At 35.1% G+C, this 20,855-nt stretch carries 15 protein-coding genes and 1 riboswitch; of the genes, 9 read left to right on the plus strand and 6 right to left on the minus strand.

Annotated features, from left to right (window positions below; genetic code table 11):
- Positions 1–75 precede the first annotated feature (75 nt).
- The 5 genes from NSS71_RS05845 (at position 76) to NSS71_RS05865 (ending at position 5,525) form a co-directional block, all read left to right on the plus strand.
- Positions 76–969 (plus strand): DUF2268 domain-containing protein, encoded by an 894-nt coding sequence (locus NSS71_RS05845; RefSeq protein ID WP_061798898.1) that lies wholly within the window; start codon positions 76–78, stop codon positions 967–969.
- Positions 970–1,876: 907 nt separating this feature from the next.
- On the plus strand, positions 1,877–2,296 hold the full coding sequence (locus NSS71_RS05850) for a MarR family winged helix-turn-helix transcriptional regulator (protein ID WP_053215745.1): 420 nt from the start codon (positions 1,877–1,879) through the stop codon (positions 2,294–2,296).
- Positions 2,297–2,323: 27 nt separating this feature from the next.
- Positions 2,324–3,943, plus strand: a complete 1,620-nt coding sequence (locus NSS71_RS05855; RefSeq protein ID WP_047943526.1) for an MDR family MFS transporter — start codon at positions 2,324–2,326, stop codon at positions 3,941–3,943.
- A gap of 177 nt (positions 3,944–4,120) precedes the next feature.
- Positions 4,121–4,828 (plus strand): SGNH/GDSL hydrolase family protein, encoded by a 708-nt coding sequence (locus NSS71_RS05860; protein ID WP_061798894.1) that lies wholly within the window; start codon positions 4,121–4,123, stop codon positions 4,826–4,828.
- Between the two features lie 133 nt (positions 4,829–4,961).
- On the plus strand, positions 4,962–5,525 hold the full coding sequence (locus tag NSS71_RS05865; protein ID WP_047943528.1) for a hypothetical protein: 564 nt from the start codon (positions 4,962–4,964) through the stop codon (positions 5,523–5,525).
- Positions 5,526–5,756: 231 nt separating this feature from the next.
- Here NSS71_RS05865 and NSS71_RS05870 read toward each other — a convergent pair whose 3' ends face one another.
- The 6 genes from NSS71_RS05870 to NSS71_RS05895 all read right to left on the minus strand — a co-directional run bounded on the left by NSS71_RS05870 (position 5,757) and on the right by NSS71_RS05895 (position 14,894).
- Positions 5,757–6,542, minus strand: a complete 786-nt coding sequence (locus tag NSS71_RS05870) for a GNAT family N-acetyltransferase (RefSeq protein ID WP_061798892.1) — start codon at positions 6,540–6,542, stop codon at positions 5,757–5,759.
- A gap of 212 nt (positions 6,543–6,754) precedes the next feature.
- The gene (gene metH, locus NSS71_RS05875) at positions 6,755–10,213 is read right to left on the minus strand and encodes a methionine synthase (RefSeq protein WP_061798890.1); all 3,459 of its coding nucleotides are present in this window, start codon (positions 10,211–10,213) and stop codon (positions 6,755–6,757) included.
- Positions 10,191–12,062, minus strand: coding sequence for a bifunctional homocysteine S-methyltransferase/methylenetetrahydrofolate reductase (locus NSS71_RS05880; protein WP_047943531.1), 1,872 nt, complete (start codon positions 12,060–12,062; stop codon positions 10,191–10,193). Before NSS71_RS05880 ends, metH begins: the two co-directional genes overlap by 23 nt.
- A 13-nt stretch (positions 12,063–12,075) precedes the next feature.
- Positions 12,076–13,245: a cystathionine beta-lyase gene (metC, locus tag NSS71_RS05885; protein WP_095321499.1), complete on the minus strand. Its 1,170-nt coding sequence runs from the start codon at positions 13,243–13,245 to the stop codon at positions 12,076–12,078.
- Entirely contained in the window at positions 13,242–14,363 is a 1,122-nt protein-coding gene (locus NSS71_RS05890; protein WP_061798886.1) for a methionine biosynthesis PLP-dependent protein, read from the minus strand. Before NSS71_RS05890 ends, metC begins: the two co-directional genes overlap by 4 nt.
- Positions 14,364–14,495: 132 nt before the next feature.
- A riboswitch (SAM riboswitch) is annotated at positions 14,496–14,606 on the minus strand.
- A gap of 105 nt (positions 14,607–14,711) precedes the next feature.
- Positions 14,712–14,894 carry an H-type small acid-soluble spore protein gene (locus tag NSS71_RS05895; protein ID WP_061798884.1) on the minus strand — a complete coding sequence of 61 codons (183 nt, stop codon included), beginning with the start codon at positions 14,892–14,894 and terminating at the stop codon, positions 14,712–14,714.
- A 367-nt stretch (positions 14,895–15,261) separates the two neighbouring features.
- Between NSS71_RS05895 and NSS71_RS05900 the strand changes: the two genes are divergently transcribed.
- The 4 genes from NSS71_RS05900 (at position 15,262) to NSS71_RS05915 (ending at position 20,854) form a co-directional block, all read left to right on the plus strand.
- Entirely contained in the window at positions 15,262–15,384 is a 123-nt protein-coding gene (locus NSS71_RS05900) for a hypothetical protein (protein ID WP_268874830.1), read from the plus strand.
- Between the two features lie 160 nt (positions 15,385–15,544).
- Positions 15,545–16,228 carry a response regulator transcription factor gene (locus NSS71_RS05905; protein WP_061798882.1) on the plus strand — a complete coding sequence of 228 codons (684 nt, stop codon included), beginning with the start codon at positions 15,545–15,547 and terminating at the stop codon, positions 16,226–16,228.
- The gene (locus NSS71_RS05910; protein ID WP_095257327.1) at positions 16,225–17,616 is read left to right on the plus strand and encodes a HAMP domain-containing sensor histidine kinase; all 1,392 of its coding nucleotides are present in this window, start codon (positions 16,225–16,227) and stop codon (positions 17,614–17,616) included. Before NSS71_RS05905 ends, NSS71_RS05910 begins: the two co-directional genes overlap by 4 nt.
- Before the next feature lie 415 nt (positions 17,617–18,031).
- Positions 18,032–20,854 (plus strand): 2-oxoglutarate dehydrogenase E1 component, encoded by a 2,823-nt coding sequence (locus NSS71_RS05915; protein WP_251687248.1) that lies wholly within the window; start codon positions 18,032–18,034, stop codon positions 20,852–20,854.
- The last annotated feature ends 1 nt before the right edge of the window (position 20,855 follow it).

Here is a 20,855-nt window from a genome sequence, read left to right on the forward strand (position 1 = left end):
AATCAATATGGTAATGGATTAGCAAAATTTACGACTGAAGCGATAAGTATTCAGATAATAAAAAAGGTGGTAACAATGAAAATAGTAATCGAAAATACAACCGAGCAATATGAAAAGTTGTTCTCTATGGAGGATGAAAAAGAAAACTACTTTCGGTATTCCATGATGAAACCTTTTGAAAAAATGTGGAATACTATTAATGTTCCTTTAAAGGCTAATCAATCTAATGGATATGACGTAATAATGGCTGCAAAAATGCTTGGATATCTTGATGTTACGAAAACCGAAATCGGAAAGATAGCGTTAGAGAATCTAAAGAAGATTCATGCACTTCAAACGGCATATGATACCTTGAATCACTGTACTGATTTTATACAAGAGAAGAACTTAGAAATAAATAATGATGAATTGAAATTTGGAATGTATATTGCTGATCCTAAAAAGCTAGAATTACAAAAAGGTTATTGTGGCTTTGGGGGAATTCCAGGGTTTATTCAAGTGGCAATTTTCCCTAACTCCTATAATATACCTAAAATCCCTGCTGTCATTGCACATGAATTTCATCATAATCTCCGTTTTTCTTATTTTGATTGGGATCATGGTAATGTTACAGTTGGAGATTACCTAATTATAGAAGGTTTAGCAGAGTCATTTGCAAAAGAGTTATACGGAGAAAGCAATTTAGGTCCTTGGGTTACTTCTTTTCATAAAGAAGATTTAGAATACTCAATCGGAATAATAAAAGATGCAGTAAATGTTAAAGGCTTTGCTGAGGTTAGCAGTTATATGTTTGGTGACACCATTGCAATAGAACAGGGATATCAACCTGTTGGGCTATCACCGTTTGCGGGATATGCAGTTGGATACCAAGCAGTACAGTCCTTCATGAAAGCTAATAATGTGGGGATAAGAGAAGCAACCTTACTTAGTGCAGAGGAAATACTAAACAATTGTAAACTGTTTTCCTGATATCGTTTTTATCTATGAAGGGTGGGACATAAGTATTTCAATCAAATATACCCCGATCAATTATACGTACACACTAAAAAATATTCGTATAATTGTTCGTGGTTTTATTAATTTTAGAAAGAAGGTTTGTGGTAATCATCCGCAGCGTGAATACACTTCGCTTTCCATGGGGCGTGTGCCAAGCCTCCCAGCCACTTTTCTTGTTTAAGCAATTCATAAATGATTCTATTTGAAAAATAACCAATACGTTAAAGGAAAAGAAATAATAACCAATATGCTCAATCTACTATACTTTAAGATTCTTGATTGGAAGGAGAGTAAACCTGATTATAGATTCTTAGTAGAGACTACTTTTCTATCCTCTCCTCATTGCCAAAAATATCCGTACAGTTGCTAATTACAAAATTTTTTATAAAGTCCCTGAATCATTTTATTTAGACGTTGGTTGAGATTACACTTTTGAAGCCTTTAGAGAAAGAGTGTATTTACTTAGGTTAACGTAAAGTTAAAAAGAAATCAAAAACGTTGTAGTTACTTTCGGAAAAATATAACGAATCACTTCCCAGGAGGGTTAAAAACTGTTTACGAATGGATCTATAAAGAAATTTATGGTGCTGACTTTTCCATCTTGGCTAATGCTATGGAAAAGTGTATATTTTAACCCTCTTTCCACATTATTTTCCGATTACCATATAGATTGTAATTTCTTTTATTTAAAAAGCTTCTTATATAGAAAGAAGCAGCATAAAGGGGGAAAAAATCTTTTAGCATTAAAACGGGGTAAAAAAACGTAAAACAAAAAATAATATTTGACATGTAATTAATTAAGTTATATATTATTAAATGGTTAATAATTAAGAAGTTAAACATTTATTTGTAAAGTAATTTAAGAAAGGATGGGGGATAGGTGCATAATGGCGAAGAGCTTTTTGAAGTCGCTGCGATGTTTGGCAATTTTATTAAAAATATAACTAGTGACTTTAATAAAAATAGCAGTGATTTAAATATTACTCAATATAAATTGCTTTTTCATTTAGATAAGGTAGGATCCCTTAATGTTTCAGATCTCGCCAAAAGCGTACACATTACTAACGCTGCTGTAACAACCATAACTGATCAGCTATTGGCGGATGACTATATTACAAAAGATCGATCAAAGACAGATCGAAGGGTAGTCAATATTACCATTACCGATAAAGGAAGAACTATCGTTAATAATATGAAAAAAGAGCAGCAGAATAAAATGAAGGAACACTTTCACAAGCTAACAGAGGAAGATATTCAACATTTAAAACGTATCTTTAAATTATTAAACGAGAATTTCTAATATTTTATAAAGAAAAGAGAGAATGCAATGGAACATTTAACACAAAAGAAAAAGCTGTCGATTATGATTGCAATCATGGCAGCGATGTTTTTTGCAGCGATTAACCAAACAATCGTTAGTACTGCAATGCCGAAAATCATTTCGATCCTTGATGGGATGGACTATTATACATGGACCATTAATATTTATATGCTCACATCCACAATTGCCACAGTGCTTGTTGGAAAGCTATCCGATATGTATGGACGTAAGCCGTTCTTATTAATTGGGATATTATTATTTATGGTTGGTGCTTTCTTAACAGGTACTTCCAATGACGTATTTCAATTTATTGCATACCGCGGTATCCAAGGGATAGGTGCTGGTATTATTCAATCTTCCGCTTTTACAGCAGTTGGTGACTTATTCCCGCCTCGTGAACGTGGAAAATGGATGGGATTATTAACGGCTGTATTTGGTTTCTCCAGTGTACTTGGCCCTCTATTAGGAGGATACTTAGTTGATCATTTAGATTGGCACTGGTTATTCTGGATTTTCCTACCAATTGGAATTATTGCATTTGGTATGATTATGGCACTATTCCCTAAAGTAGAAGGAAACGGAAAACAAAGTATTGATTACATTGGATCCTTATTTATGACTGTCGCAATTGTTCCATTATTATTGGCCTTTTCATGGGCAGGAACAGAGTATGCATGGGGATCCGTACAAATTCTCGGATTGATTGCAGCAAGTATTGTTTTTGCTATTGTGTTTGTATTGGTGGAAAAGAAAGCAAAAAATCCAATTTTACCATTACATCTATTCAAAAATAATATTGTTACTGTTTCTAATATAATTGGTTTTATTATGAACTTTGGAATGATGGGTGCCATGATTTATCTATCTTTCTTCGTTCAAGGTGTATTAGGGATATCTCCTACTTATGCTGGTTATGTAACAATGCCAATGTCTATTGTTATGGTTATCTCAAGTACCATTATAGGTCAGTTAATTTCAAAAACAGGGAAATACAAACGTTTTGCCTTAATCGGGGTTCCAACAATGATCGCTGGTATGGCCATTATGATTTTTATGAATAGTGTACCAATGGCGATTTTAAGTATGATTGTATTTGGTTTGGGACTAGGTATTGGTATGCCGGTATTTTCAATTGCTACTCAAAATGCCGTTTCCCATAAAGAATTGGGGGTAGTAACTGCTTCCACTCAATTATTCCGTAATCTAGGTGGTACAATTGGTATTGCGGTCATGGGTACAGTTATGGCAAATAATCTTAAGACAAACTTGCAAGATACGATGCAAAACTCGCCAGTAGTAAAAGATTTAGCAACGTTAGATCCGAAAGTAACAGAGCAAATGGTTGGTTTCGCCAATCCACAAGCATTGATGAATAAACCATTACTCGAACAGACAGAAGCAAATTTACCTGCAGATGTACAACCAATATTTGCGCAAATGATTCAAGGAATCAGAGATGCATTAGGAGATACATTATCAACGGTATTCTTAACTGGAACCATCGTCCTAGTTGTTGCGTTTTTATTAGTTTTCTTCTTAAAAGAAATTCCTTTACGAACATCTAATCAAGCAGCTCCTGAAGAAAAGAAGGAAGAAGATATCGTTTTAAATAGACAAAAATCTTAATACAAATGTGATTTTAGGCTGTCTCCAATAATTATTGGAGACAGCTTTTTATTTGCTTATTTTAGGACAAAAATACAATTCATACCCTATTTTTGGAAAAACCAGAAGTTTTCTCGCACAACCTTTTTTCTGTTATAATAAGTTATAGTATTAGAATGAAAAAAGTAGGGATGTTAAATGAAAATTATCTGTTTTGGAGATAGCTTAACAAGAGGTGTCTCATTTGTAAAAGGTAGGATAAGAATAATTAAAGACAATTATCCCGCTTTACTTGGAAAATTATTTGCCTTAAATAATTCAGAAGATACAATTGTCTTAAATAAGGGTGTATTTAATGATAATTCTGATTTATTACTAAAGCGATTGGAAAAGGATGTGCTTTCTGAGGAGCCGAATTATGTTTTATTAAACGTAGGCGGGAATGATTGCAATTTTCAATGGCAAGAAGTAGCCGAGGATCCTGATAGTAATCATGAGCCGATTGTTCCGATTAATCAATATATCGAAAACATTGCTCAAATGGTCACAAAAATGAAGCAATCTAATATCACGCCAATATTGTTAACTTTGCCACCACTGGATCCAGTCAGATATTATAAATCAATTGCAGATAGATATGGTACAGCAATTAGTCATTGGATTAGCTGCTGTGGCGGGATAGAGCATTGGCATGGTTTATATAATTTTCATTTAAACAAATTAATCGAGCAATTAAATCTTCCAAGTATAGATGTTCGCTCAGCTCTTAAAAAGGCTGGGAATATTGCTGATTTCATTAGTGATGATGGAATTCATTTAAATGCTGAAGGCTACAAGAAAATGAGTTATTTTATTTTTGAGGAGATGAACCGATTAACCGGCAGTCATCAAGAACAATTATCGTAACTTGTCTTTTTTGCAAGAAAATAGTGGAATTAGTTTTCATATACACTGGCTATGGAAAATTTTTGGAATTTGCGATAAGATAATGGGACAAGCAGTCATTAATAGGTAGATTTAAATAGTGGAGGAAATACAGATGAGCACATTGTACGAAAAAATAATTGAAGTTTTGCAACAAAAAGGCCCGACAACCCTTTCCGCTATTTTTAATGAATTAAATAGTTATTTAGGAGAGGAAGATACACCTATTTCTATGTCCTCCATAAAGTCTGTACTTTCTCGAAAAAAAGACTTGTTTGAGGTTTATGATGATATAGTATCGATTCATCCAGCAAAAGAAATTACAAAATTAATTGTTGAATATAAAGTAAATCAAGAACATTCTTTCAGTATTCATATTGATTTCGATCTTCGCAACTACTTAATTCAAGAATGGAGTCAGTTTCCGATTGTGATCCCACCGGTTTTTAATAAAATTGAGCCGGAAGAGTTTGATGCTTTAAGGATGGAATTATATCGCTTAAAAATGTGGGATTGGGAAGAAGAGCTGCTAGGAATTGAAACGGTTAAATGTACTGCTCGATTGGTTACTGTGACCACGACTTATACGGTTGATTTAGTGAATATGCAATCGAAGGAATGGAGACAGCTGCAGAAAATGATTTCTCTTTTTACCGATTTAGAATTATTGCTTAAATAAGTTAAATCGATTTGGAAGGATGATTGATAAATAAACGCAGTTTATTGTCCTTTGAAAAATGCGGTTATCTAAAGAGGATAGCCGCAAACATTCATTTATAATAGGAATAAAAAAGCCAACAATTATATGCATCTCTGTATAATTGTTGGCTTTATTTTGTTTAATATTTAGAAATGGTTTGTTTTCTAGATTGTTTTATACGAGCCATTAGGTGCAAAATATAGGGAGTGTTTAGCGATACATAGTCCATAATCCAATATCTTCAAAGCCAATTTTTTTATAAATTTTACCAGCATCAGGATTATCGTAAAATAAGCAGACAAACTGTTTTTCATCTAATACATCATTAACTAGGGCCGTCATTAGCTTGCTTGCCAATCCTTTATTTCTGTAGTCTTTATGTGTACAGACGCCGACAATCATTGCTGAATGGGAATTTTCTGCTGTAGTGGAGACAGTTGATATAATTTCTCCTTTATCGTTTTCAAGAAAATATGTCCGCCCGGTTTTAGTCTCGATCGCTTTCTTGAGCATATCTCTTGAATCATCTGTTGTAATAAATTCATCAATAGAATTGCGCAATGCGACAATGCGATCAATATCATTAAGACTAGCCTGTTTGATCATTTTCGTTTTTTCAATTTTTCGTTTTTTGCCGCATTGAGCAAAATAAGTTACTCTTTTCCTTCCTAATTTTAAAGAAGGATGGTTTTCAAATTTTTCTACTAAATCCGCTCTTCCTGATAGTGTTACTGGATTTGAATTGGTTTCCATTAGAGCCGCAAAAGCTTGGACGTCAAAATGATCTTTATCGACAGAGTAAAATATATAGCTTTTATAATATTTGAGAAGCACTGCTTTTATCTCTCCGCTCTGGAATTCTCCCCAAAGTCTTTGAAATTCTGAATGATACCCAAACGCTTCAATATCGCCAATAATAAAAAGATTCATCGAAGGGTCTTGAAGTAAAAATTTCATCACCTCAGCATGATCTTGTTCTGTAAGTTCTCGAATCATTGTATGACCTTCTTTCTGCTTTCTGAAAATAGTTAATTGTAAGTTTATCATAATATTAAGAATATATATAGATGTGAAAGGGTAAAAATGGATAATTATTATATGTATTTTACAGTGTGAAAGAGATAGACGAAGTAAAAATCCAATCCAGCTTTGCTGACAGCAGGATTGGATTTTTTTGTAGCTAGCAAATACTTCACTAGACAATAATATTATAAGGAATTGCTAGATAAGACGTTAAAGTAACGTGCATCCGGATGGGCAAATACCATTGCTGAAACAGATGCCTCAGGCTCCATCATACATTCTTCGGACAAGGTAATTCCAATATCTTCTGGTGATAATAAGCTGAACAATTTTTTCTGATCTTCCAATTCCGGGCAAGCTGGATATCCAAATGAAAATCTTTGTCCTTGATATTTTGCTGTAAAGCGATCCTTCATTGTAAAAGTTGCCGGGTCAGGAAATCCCCATCTATCTCTAATCTGTCGATGAATTAATTCTGCTAACCCCTCAGCTGTTTCTAGCGCAAGGGATTGAAGGGCATGGGATTCAAGAAATCTTCCATTTCGTTTAAGCTGTTCTGCTGCTTCCCGTATACCAGTACCAGCTGTCACAGCAAAAAATGCAACATAGTCCATCACTCCACTATCGACTGGTTTTAGATAGTCCGCTAGGCATAAAAATGGTTCTCTTTCTTGTCTTGGAAAATCAAAGGTTTCGATTTTTTTCGTATTGTCTTTTGGATCATAGATATAGATCTTGTTGCCATCTGATTGAGCAGGGAAAAAGCGATAAACCGCTTTTGGCAGAATCCAATTATTTTGTTCAGCTTCTATTAACAATTGTTCAATCATATTATTTAATTGGACGGCTTTATCATCTTTATTTTCTAGTAAAACATCAATTTTTCCTTTAACTCCTAAATGGTGACCTAGGAGCATTTGTTTATTAATATATGGTTTAATATGACCGGTCGTATAATTCGTTAATAAATGTCTTTTTGTATCCTGCGGCACAAAGACGGGAGCATCTAGGTTAACAGTTTTTCTTTTAATCCCTGTGATAACAGGTTTTGTGTATTCTTTTACTGGACTAGCTGAAAGTAATTGTTTTTTCTTTTCGTGTTCCTGTTTAAGCAAATCGAATTCGTCTTTATTAGTCAGCTGATTTGCAAGAGATAGGCCATTCATTGCATCTTTTGCATATAATACTAATCCATCATATTCACGCGAAATTTTTGTGTCGGTAAATTTTCTTGATAATGCTGCTCCCCCTACTAAGATAGGAACTTCTATGCCAGCTTGTTTCATATCTGCAGCTGTCAGTACCATCTGTTGTGCCGATTTTACAAGTAAACCAGACAAGCCAACAATATTTGGTTGTTCCTTTTTAATAGCAGCAACTAAATCTGCTGGGGGAACTTTGATGCCGAGATCGATGACTTCATAGCCGTTATTAGAGAGAATGATATCAACGAGATTTTTGCCGATATCATGAACATCTCCTTTAACAGTTGCTAAAATAACTTTGCCTTTAGTAGATGCGGAAACATTTTTGTCCATATATCCTTCTAAAAAAGAAACGGCCGTTTTCATCACTTCTGCACTTTGCAGCACTTCTGCGACAATTAGCTGATTATCATTAAATAAGCGGCCAACTTCCTTCATTCCATCCATAAGAGGACCATTTATAATATCTAGTGGGGCACTATATGTAGTAAGTGCAATAGCTAAATCAGCTATTAATCCTTCTTTTGTTCCTTCCACAACATAGTAAGCTAACCGTTCATCTAACGTTAAATTTTCAAGTGAATTGATCTTTTCTTTTTTCTTATCTCGATAGAAGTCTGTGAAAATAGCCAGCGTTTCATCTGTTGTTTCAAATAAAAGTTTTTCAGCCAATTCAATTTCTTCTTTACTTATGGACGCAAATCTTTCCAATTTTTCTGTATTAACGATTGCGTAGTCAAGGCCAGCTTGTGTGCAGTGATAAAGAAAGACACTATTTAATATTTCTCGACCGACAGGAGGGAGACCAAAGGAAACATTGCTTATTCCAAGAATAGTTTGGACGTCTGGGCATGCTTGCTTTATTTGTTTAATTCCTTCTACCGTCGCTAATGCTGAGCCGATGTACTGTTCATCTCCCGTTCCTACAGGAAAGACAAGGGGATCAAATATTATATCTTGACCATTAATGTTATATTTTTTTGTTAACAGATCATAGGATCGCTTGGCTATTTGTAGTTTTTTCTCTACAGTAACTCCCATGCCATCTTCATCAATAGTTCCGACAACAACAGCTGCTCCATACTTATGGATGAGAGGAGCGATAGCTTGAAATCTTTCTTCGCCATCCTCCAGGTTAATACTATTGATGATTGCTTTTCCTTGTGAGTAGGAGAGTGCCTTTTCAATTACTTGTTCATCAGTAGAATCAATTACAAGGGGAACCTTGACTTTTTTTACAACTTCTTCCATGAAAAGCTCCATGTCTTGTAATTCATCTCTATCAGGATCTGCTAAGCAAATATCGATAACATGGGCTCCGCCTTTGACTTGAGCTCTAGCAATTTCTGCTGCTTCTTCATATTTCCCTTCTTTTATCAGCCTTTTAAATTTCCTTGAACCAATAACATTCGTTCGTTCCCCAACCATAATTGGTCTTAATGTAGGATCATCATAAATAAAGGGCTCAATTCCAGAAACCATGTGAAAATTAGTTTCTGCAACATTTCGCGGGGAGATGTCTTTCATTTTTTCGGCGATTGCTCGAATATGCTCAGGTGTAGTACCACAGCAGCCCCCAACAATATTAAGCCAGCCCTCTTCTGCGAATCCACCAAGTTTATTGGCAAGAGAGGAGGCTGTTTCGTGGTAGTTTCCTTCTTCATCAGGCAAGCCAGCATTTGGATAACAGCTAACAGCAAACTTAGACAGACTTGAAAGTGAGCGAATATGATCCTGCATAAACTCAGGACCTGTTGCACAATTTAGGCCAATGGCAATAGGACGCATATGTTCTATAGAAATGTAAAATGCTTCGATCGACTGTCCGGCAAGAGTAGTCCCCATTGGTTCAATCGTTCCAGAAATCATTAGTGGTAGTTCTTTTCCTGTTTTTGCAAATGCTTGTTTAATGCCTAAAAATCCAGCTTTAACATTCAGCATATCCTGACTTGTTTCCAGAAGGAGGAGATCAACACCTCCGTCGATTAATCCTAATGCTTGCTCTTCGTATGAAGAAATGAGTTCTTCAAATGTAGTGCCGCCAGTAACACTTAATGTTTTCGTTGTTGGGCCCATTGCACCTGCAATAAATCTTGGCCAATCAGCTGTAGAATATTTGTTTGCTGCTTCTCTAGCAAGTTTCGCTGCTTTAACATTTAATTGGTAAGCAATATGCCCTAGATGATATTCATCCAGGACAATTTTAGTTGCACCAAATGTATTGGTTTCAATAATATCTGCTCCGGCATGGAGGTAAGATTCATGAATTTTCGTAATAATATCTGGTCTTGTTAGATTAAGATTTTCATTGCATCCTTCTAATTCTTCTCCACCAAAATCGGCTGCCGTTAAGTTCTCTCGCTGGAGCATTGTTCCCATTGCACCATCCATAATGATAATTTTTCGTTTAAGTTGTTCAGCTAATGAAGTTTGTTGCATCAGTTGTCCTCCTAAGTGCCGCAGTTCGTAATTTCGTATAGCGAGCTAATTCCACAGAAAGCTCATAACGTAAAAAGGGTGTTATTAAGTAAATACCGTTAAAATAATTAGCTGCAGTGTCGATTAAAGATTTGGTGATTTTGAGACCTTCCTGTGCTGCTTGTTCTGGATTGTCTTTAAATTGTGCCATGGTGCGCCGTATGGAGTCATCTATTTTTATGCCAGGAACCTCGTTGTGTAAAAACTCCGCATTGTTACTGCTTGTTAAGGGCATTAAACCGATATAGATAGGAATATCAATGTGTTTTGTTGCTTCATAAAGTTCAATTATTTTTTGTTCGGAATAAATCGGCTGGGTTATAATGTAATCAGCACCGCATGCTACTTTTTTCTCTAACCGCTTTACTGCTTTTTCCACTTGACGAACATTTGGATTAAATGCAGCTGAAACCGAAAATGTCGTTTTTTGTCCGAGATTTTTGCCAGAGAAGGAGAGACCTTCATTTAATTGCTTAATCATCGAAATTAAGTCAAAGGAAGTCATATCATAAACAGAAGAAGCACCTGGAAAATCCCCAACACGAGCTGGATCTCCTGTAATGGCTAGGACATCATGAATTCCTAATGTATGTAATCCCATTAAATGAGACTGTAAACCAATTATATTGCGATCCCGGCAAGCAATATGAACAAGGGGACGAAGCCCAATGTTTTGCTTTACTAATGTACCAATTGCTGTATTGGAAATACGGGCAGATGCTAAACTGTTATCCGCAAGTGTTAAAGCATCAATTCCTTCTTCTTTTAGTTTTTTAGCACCTTCAAAGAATCGAGTCGTATCTAGTTTTCTTGGAGGATCTAATTCTACAATAACAGAAGCTCTTGTTTTTACAATCTCCTCCAAAGGGGTGTAATCCCTAGGGGGAGAGGAATGATGAAATATAGCATCCACAGCAGTCTTATTAGTTGCAACTGTTTTTTCTGTGATAGGGGAGGCTTCCTTTAACACCTTTGCGAAATTTCTGATATGTTCAGGTGTTGTTCCACAGCAGCCGCCTAAAAGACGAACGCCTTGCTTTCTAAATTCTTCGGCTGATTTTTGGAAATATTCTGCATTATCTTTATATTCGAATTTTCCGTCAATATAACTCGGCAAACTAGCATTGGGATAGGCAGATAAGTAGGCATTTTTAGGTAATGGTATTTGTTCAAGTGAAGCAATCATATGGTGTGGTCCTAATCTGCAATTCAACCCAATAACATCAGCACCTAAATTTTCTAATCTATCGAAAGCAGAAGCAAGGGATATTTGGTTTTGTAAAATCCCTATTTCGTGTATGGAAAGCTGGGCAATGACTGGAATATCTGTTTCTTTTTTAGTAATTTGCAGTACTGTTTCGAGTTCTTCCAAATCATAAAATGTTTCTAAAAGAATCCCGTCGACATCTTCTAATAACAAACAGTATAGCTGTTCACGAAAACTACGCTTCAGTTCTTCTAAACTAATTGCTTGGGGCTTCACGCCTCTATTTCCACCAATCGTTCCTAATATATTTACATTTTTATTTTCCACAGCTTTTTTGGCAATTTTCACGGCTGCGCTATTTATTTCCTTTACGTTATCTTCTAAACCATATCTTTGTAATTTTAAATAGTTGGCAGCATATGTATTAGTTTGAATTATATCTGCGCCGGCATGGATATATGCTTGATGTACCTGTTCAATCTGTTCATGGTGAGAAAGATTTAAAGATTCAAAGCAAGTATCTTTTCCATAAGAATAGAGGAGGGTGCCCATAGCACCATCACCAATTAAAATTTCATTTTTTAGTCTATCAAGAAAATTCATTGTAATCCTCCAGTTAAATATAATGTAACTCTGCGGTCTTTTTTAGAGCTGTATCAAAATCATTGATTAAATCTAATGGATTCTCTAATCCAACAGATAAGCGTAGAAGGGAATCTGTAATTCCACGTTCAGATCTAGCTAAAGGATCCATTGCAGCATGAGACATTTTTGCTGGATAAGAAAGAATCGATTCAACCGCACCAAGACTAACGGCGAATACAGGAAGTTTGACATTCTCTACAAAAGTACGCATTGCCTCTTCTGAATATAACTCAAAGGAGAAAACTGCTCCTGGATTTAGCGCTTGTTTTCTTTGGATCGCATATTGTGGATGATCTTCAAAACCTGGATAATGCACTTTTTTTATTAATGGGTGGTTTTGCAAATGCTCAGCGATCATTCTTGCACCTTCACTTGAATGCTTCATCCGAACATGTAATGTCTTTATTCCTCTAAGGAGCAGCCAGCAATCCTGTACGCCGAGAACTGCGCCAAACGAATTTTGTAAATAACCAATTTGCTTTGCCAGCTCTGCATCTTTAACTACTGCTACTCCAGCAATTACATCGCTATGGCCAGATAAGAACTTAGTAGCGCTATGAAGCACAACATCTGCACCTAGTGTTAATGGTTTTTGTAAGGCTGGTGTTAAAAAGGTATTATCCACGAATGTAAGTGCATTGTATTTTTTGGCAAGTAAGCTAATTGCTTCAATATCGGTTACTTTTAATAAAGGATTGGAAGGAGTTTCTACATAAAAGACTTTTGTGTTTGGCAAAACAGCTGCTGCAACTTCTTCTAGATTGGTCATATCTACAAAGGTATGATCGATTCCAAATCGATTTAATACGGTCGTCACCATACGATATGTTCCACCATAAACATCTTCCGAAATAACGACATGATCTCCTTGCGATAATAATAGAAATGCTGTTGAAATAGCAGCCATTCCTGAAGAGAAGGCAAAGCCGTGTGTTCCTTCTTCTAATTCTGCCACAACTTCTTCTAATGCTTCTCTTGTTGGATTTAAGCTTCGGCTATAGTCGTATTTTCCGAATTCATCAATATCTTTTTGGTGAAAGGTGGAAGCGTGCTGAATTGGCACGCTGACAGCTCCTGTTTCTGGATCGAATTTATGTTTATTATGAAGTAATTTTGTTTCAAATGTATATGATGTACTCATATTGTTACCTCCTGTGCAATTCCCTTTGCAATAGAAAAGGCTTTATCTAGATCTTTGATTAAATCATTTGCGTTTTCAATACCAACTGAAAAACGTAATAGGCGATTATCGACACCAGTTTCTAATCTGACTTCTAGTGGAATATCTGCATGAGTTTGAGTGGCAGGATATGTAATAAAACTTTCCACCCCTCCGAGACTTTCGGCAAATGAGATTAACGTTAAGTTTTGCAAAAATGGATTAACCCAAGATTCGCTTTGGATTCTAAACGAGATCATTCCGCCACGACCAGGATAGAGGACATCTACAACAGCGTCATGTTCTTGCAGAAAAGTAGAGAGTATTTTCGCGTTCTCTTCATGTTTTTCCATTCTTAACGCCAGTGTCTTCATTCCTCTCATCAATAGCCACGAATCAAAGGGACTTAAAACAGCTCCAGCTGAATTATGGTGTAAGGCAAGCTCATTACAAAGCTCTTCTCCCTTTGCAACAATAAGACCAGCGAGAACGTCATTATGTCCACCTAAATATTTTGTTGCACTGTGGATAACGATATCAGCACCTAAACGAATCGGCTGTTGGATAATAGGAGTATAAAAAGTATTGTCAACAATAAGCAGAATATTGTGTTCTTTTGCGATGGAAGCAATCACAGAAATATCCGTCTGTTCCATTAAAGGATTCGTAGGAGTTTCAAGGAAGATTGCTTTTGTTTTTGGGGAAATCGCCGCACGCACAGCATCAGTATCTGAGGTATTAACGTACGTACATCGAAGACCCCACTTTTTATACCCTTGTTCTAATAGACGGTATGTACCGCCATATAAATCTTTAGAAATAATCCATTCATCTCCGCTTTGGAAAAGGGAAAGAATTGTTTGAATGGCTGCCATTCCGGAACTACATGCAAAGCCGCGGTCTCCTTCTTCTAATTCAGCAATTGCATTTTCTAAAATTTGACGAGTAGGATTTCCTGTTCGTGTATAATCATAGCCAGTTGATTCTCCAATTCCTGTATGACGATAAGCTGTTGAAAAATAAACAGGCGGATTAACTGACCCAGTAGTTGTTTCACTTCTATTACCAATTTGCGCTAACTTCGTTTCTAAACTATACATTCTATAACTCTCCTATTCTCATATTGTGGATTTTTTATGTAATTAAAACAAACCAAGAAAAGATAAAGAAAAATGACATGAAAAAAGCCTTCTTCGTTATAAGAAGAAGACTTTGGATACTAATGGTCATTCTTCTTATCTTTCAAGCATTTGCTTGATGGAATTAGCACCTTTTCAGTATATAGGATACTGAAGGTTGCTGAGGTTTCGTCGGGCCATTCCCTCTACCTCTCTTGATAAGAATTACGTATGTAATTGACTATTAATTTACTATATATTTCGCTTATTGGCAAGAATTATTTTGTTATTTCTGAAAAGAAACTATATTCTTTCTATTGTAATATATCATCATATTTCTTCAATAAGCTGGTATACATCTACATCTAACTCGTGTTCTGGATTTGTTTTTGTATAGATAGTTGCTTTCTTTGTTTTTTCATTTACATTCTGGATAATAATCTTTTCTCCTTGATAACTAACATCCACAATATCTGCAGCATTCATAATTTCAATCGCACGCCCAATATTCATCGATCTACCTCCTAAACTTACAAACCATTGTTCATGGAAATGGCTATCTACATGAACGCTTCCTTTCGTATGAATGAACCATATCTGTTGTCAGGACTTACAATAATTAGAAAGGTTTCTAATTTTATAATGGCTAATTCCATCAATTATATTCTTTATTTTTTCTTCTCATCAAATTTTAATGTTTCTTTCATGCTTTTTTACAAAAAGAGGTATACCATAAGTTTTATTCACATTAGCACATTAGAAAAGTTTTTTAATTTATTAAATTAACTAGAAATGTGCTTTCAATATAGTTATTAATGGGTAATAGAGGAATGACCTCGATACTTTTAAGCGAAAGTTTAATTCAAAGGAGAGATGAAACATGCAATTTCTTCGCATTGCAATGATTGTATTTAGTTCTTTAACAGCAGCATCATTATTCGGATTTCAATTTGTAGAAATGGCACATGCTATTATGGATTCAATGTTTTCGAAGCAAAATTAAAGATTACGGGGTATTTTTTGTATATCAAGCTTCTAACATGATAAAATAATCATATATTTAGGCAAGTTAAAGCAGTTTTGTTGAAATTTCCTTTCATAATAAATCAAATTTCAACATGCCGCTTGTAACATTGCCTATGTTAAATAGAGAGCGTGGTATAATGAAAAAAATTTTGATTATAGAAGACGAAAAAAATTTATCGAGATTTATCGAGTTGGAATTAACATATGAAGGGTATAAAACAGAAGTCTGCTCAGATGGTAGGAGCGGTCTTCATAAAGCATTAGAGGAAGAGTGGGATATTATCTTATTAGATTTAATGCTGCCTGAATTAAATGGCATTGAGGTATGCAGAAGACTCCGTCAAACAAAAAACACCCCAATATTAATGATAACTGCACGGGATAGCGTTTTAGATCGAGTTTCTGGATTAGATAGTGGCGCAGACGATTATTTGGTTAAGCCATTTGCGATTGAAGAACTGCTTGCTAGATTACGTGCATTATTTCGCCGAGTAGAGCCACAAACAAATACTTCCAATCAAATTATGACAAAGTTGACTTATAAAGATATTACTCTGGAGGTGGAATCACATATCGCCAAAAAAGGAGATGAGATTCTGTCCTTAACCAAACGAGAGTATGATTTGCTTTATATGTTCATGACCAATATTAATATTGTCTTATCAAGAGATATATTATTAGAAAAAATCTGGGGTTATGAATCAGAAGTAGAAACAAACGTAATCGATGTATATGTTAGGTATTTAAGGAATAAGCTTGATCCATCTGGACAAGAAGTATATATCGAAACGGTCAGAGGAATAGGATATGTGATGAGATGAAATGGATAAAAAAAATATCTCTTTTACCTTGGAAATGGAAATTAACACTTGGGTTATCCTTTAGTATTTTTTTAACTTATTCTATTTTTTCCTTTTTTGAATTTCATACTGTTTCTTCTTGGTTATTAAATCAGGAAGAAACAGATGTAAAACAAGCGATGAACCAAGTTGTTAAACAATTGAGTTTGCAAGAAAAGAATCCTACAGACGAAGAAATCGCCGCAAATGTCACTTTATTAGAAAAACTTAATAATAATAACCAACTAATTCGTATTTTAGATGAAAATGGACAAGCCATCCTTGCAGATATGAATGGAGATTTCCCGATTATTGAGCCCAATCAAATATATAATGATGAACAGTTTCATTATATTTCAATTGGAGATCAGAATTCACTAGTTTATAGTAAGGAAATTAAGACAAAAGCATTTAATGGCAGAGTAGAAATTATTCGTTCTCTGGAATCCTTAGATAAAGTACGAGAACACTTATGGTTTGCAATGACAATGTTTGCAATTGCTGCACTCATTATCAGCGCCCTTATTGGTTATTTTATTTCCTATTTATTATTACGACCAGTTAATTCGATGACAAAAACAATGAAAAAAATAAAAAACAGTGGATTCAAGGAAAGGATGCCAGTCTATCCTCAAAAGGACGAAATTGCTGATTTATCTCTTATTTTCAATGAGATGATGGATGTGATTGAACAATCCTTTCAGCAGCAAAAACAATTTATTGAAGACGCTTCCCATGAATTGAGGACCCCGGTTTCTGTCTTAGAGGGTCATCTTTCCATGCTAAATAGATGGGGGAAGAATAATGAAGATATATTAGAAGAGTCACTGCAAACATCAACTGAAGAAGTTGCTCGTCTAAAAAAACTAATTATCAGTTTATTAGACTTATCCAAATTAGAGCAAAATAGAATGGATGCAGAATTAACTCCTGAGAGGGTAAAGTGGATTTTTGAGCATACTATTCGTGATTTTGTGATGCTCCATGACGATTTTACATTCGAGATAAAACTTGACTCTCTCCATCTTTATGAGGTATCTGAGCAACATTTGCAGCAAATAACGACTATATTACTTGATAATGCGGTCAAATATTCTGTACATGAAAAAAATATTTTTCTGCATACGTATGAAAAAGACAACCATTTTATCCTTGAAATTATCGATCATGGAATTGGAATACCTAAAGAAGATCTTGAAAAAGTATTTGACCGGTTTTATCGAGTGGATAAAGCTAGGAGTAGAGAACAGGGTGGAACAGGACTTGGATTAGCCATTGCAAAGCAAATTGTTAGTTTATATAATGGGACAATTGAAATTAAAAGTAAGGTTGGTCAAGGAACAAAAGTAATTGTTCGCTTTAAAATATAGTTATCATCAAAGAAAAAGAGGAAGAAGGGCAGGGAGCAGAATATTAGCATCCTGTAATTTCTTTCGAATTATTCCTATTATGAGCAACTAATAAAGCCAGACAAACAGAGGAAACCATGTTTGTCTGGCTTTTTTTTCGGGTTAACTATGTTTCACTCTTTTTTGCTTTGTCATGTAAAACTTTATGCTGCATATGATTACTACTAAGATTGTTTTTTTTTCTGAAGATAGGGCCGATAAAAAATATTTTTAATTTTTTTACCATAAAAATGTGTAAAACTTTTGAAGCTGTTATTAAACCATGATAGAATAGAAATGTAAACGTTTTAAAAAATGTTTTTTCACTAGAAAGTGTAAAGCGCAATAACAAAGGGAAGATAAAAAATGATAATAAAAGTGGTGGAGGGAAATTTTCATGGAGAAGCCATCTGATGGTACAGTCTCATACCAACCAAGATTTTATGGGCCGAACTTAGGGCTCGTAATGGAGCTTTATGAGAAATACGTTCAAGATCCAAATTCAGTTGATGAAGAAATGAAAAGGCATTTTGATCAATGGGGTCCCCCAATTGATAATCAAACAAAAACTAGCACGAATCATTTATCTCTACAGTCCGAAGTTCAAGTTGAAAAAATTATTGCAGCAGTAACATTAGTGAATAAGATAAGAGCATATGGACATTTAGCGGCTGATATTTATCCTTTAAAGGATCATAAGAGAGAGTATGAGTTATTTGATTTAGCTCGTTTTGATTTAACGAAAGAAGATTTAGAAAAAATTCCAGCTCGTTTAATTTGTCCAGATGCTCCTAATCATATAATAAATGGCTATGAAGCGGTTCAATATTTAAAAGAGATTTATACAAAGACCATTGCATTTGAATACTATCATGTTAATGATATTAAAGAAAAAAACTGGCTACAGTCTAAAGTAGAGTCAGGAAGCTTAAAACCCGCCTGTCATAAAGAGTTAAAAAGAAAGCTTTTAAAAAGGGTAATAGAAGTTGAAGAATTCGAAAATTTTTTACATAGAACATATGTCGGTCAAAAGAGATTTTCGATTGAAGGTCTCGATACAATGGTACCAATGATAGATAAGATTATATCTGAATCAGTATTAAATGGTGCTCAAAATATTAATATAGGAATGGCGCATAGAGGTCGATTAAATGTGTTAGCCCATGTATTAGAGAAGCCTTATGAAATGATATTTGCAGAATTTCAGCATGCTCCTAATAAACAGTTAGTACCATCAGAAGGATCAATCGGTATTAGCTTTGGCTGGACTGGGGATGTAAAATACCATTTAGGCTTGGATCGACAAATTAAATCAAATAATGTTTCAAATGTCCGGCTCACTCTTGCAAACAATCCAAGTCATCTGGAGTTTGTAGGTGCAGTAGTAGAAGGATTTACAAGAGCTTCACAGGATGATAGAACAAAACCTGGCTTTCCAGCGGAAGATTCTAATAAATCACTAGCTATTTTAATCCACGGAGATGCAGCTTTTCCTGGGCAAGGAATTGTTTCTGAGACTTTAAATTTAACAGGGTTAAAGGGTTATCGAACAGGTGGAACAATTCATATTATCGCTAATAACACAATTGGATTTACAACAGAATCTAGTGATTCGAGATCTACTAGATATGCTAGTGATCTTGCAAAGGGATTTGAGATTCCTATTATTCACGTGAATGCAGATGACCCAGAAGCTTGTATAAAAGCTGCAAAACTAGCTATCGAATATAGAGAGAAGTTTAAGAAGGACTTTTTAATCGATTTAATTGGTTATAGAAGATATGGTCACAATGAAATGGATGAACCAATGACGACAAATCCATTAATGTACAAGTTAATTCACGAACATCCAACCATTACAAAGCTGTACGGTGAAAAGCTAGTTGCCGAAAATGTGATAAATGAAGAAGATATTCAAGCGTTGAAAGAAGAGGTTACAAGAAAACTTAAAGAAGCACATGATAGAGTACCAAAGAAAAATGAAGATCCGGATATTACCAACCCACCTAATTCGGTGGAGCGTCAATTGCCGAAAGTTAAAACATCTGTTCCAATTGAGCAATTAAAACAAATAAATAGTGAGTTACTTTCCTATCCTTCTCAATTTCAAGTTTTTGATAAATTAGGAAAAGTTTTAAAGCGGAGAAATGATGCTCTAGAAGGGGAAGGGAAAATTGATTGGTCTTTAGCGGAAACATTGGCTTTTGCAACGATTTTAGAAGACGGTACACCAATCAGACTTTCAGGGCAGGATTCTGAACGTGGTACATTTGCTCATCGTAATATTATTTTACATGACTATGTAACAGGGAAGCAGTATTCACCTTTGCATACCTTATCTAAAGCGAAAGCGTCATTTGCTGTTCATAACAGTCCGTTATCGGAAGGTTCTGTACTAGGATTTGAGTACGGTTACAATGTTCATGCTCCTGAAACACTTGTATTATGGGAAGCGCAATTTGGTGATTTTGCTAATGCAGCACAAGTAATGTTTGATCAATTCATTGCAGCTGGCAGAGCTAAATGGGGACAGAAATCTGGTTTAGTAATGCTTTTACCACATGGATATGAAGGTCAGGGACCAGAACATTCCAGTGCAAGATTGGAGCGATTCTTAATCTTAGCAGCTGAAAATAACTGGACGGTTGCAAATTTATCATCATCTGCACAATACTTTCATATTTTAAGAAGACAGGCAGCAATTCTAAATAAAGAAGAAGTACGACCTTTAGTTATTATGACACCAAAGAGCTTGCTGCGTAATGCTGATGTTGCTTCTAACGGACTAGAATTTAGTGAAGGTGCGTTTCATTCTGTTTTAGAAGTAGATAACACAGGACAAAATGACAATGCTGTTACGCGATTAGTTCTTTCTACCGGTAAAATTTCCATTGACTTATATCAAGCACATAAAAAGCTTGAAAATGCAGAAGCAATCCACCTTGCAAGAGTTGAAGAAATTTACCCTTTCCCAGAAGAGAGGCTAACTGAAATTATTCAACGCTACCCAAATTTAAAAGAGGTAGTATGGGTTCAAGAGGAGCCAAAGAATATGGGAGCATGGAGCTTTATGGAGCCAAGAATTAGAAAACTAATTTCCGATTCTATTTCCTTACAATATGTCGGTAGAAGAAGAAGATCTAGTCCTGCTGAAGGGGATCCAATTGTTCATCGAAAAGATCAAGCAAGAATCGTAAATGAAGCATTGACTATGGAATGAA

Origin of the sequence: Niallia sp. FSL W8-0951 (assembly GCF_038006525.1) — a bacterium.
Lineage (GTDB): Bacteria > Bacillota > Bacilli > Bacillales > Cytobacillaceae > Niallia > Niallia circulans.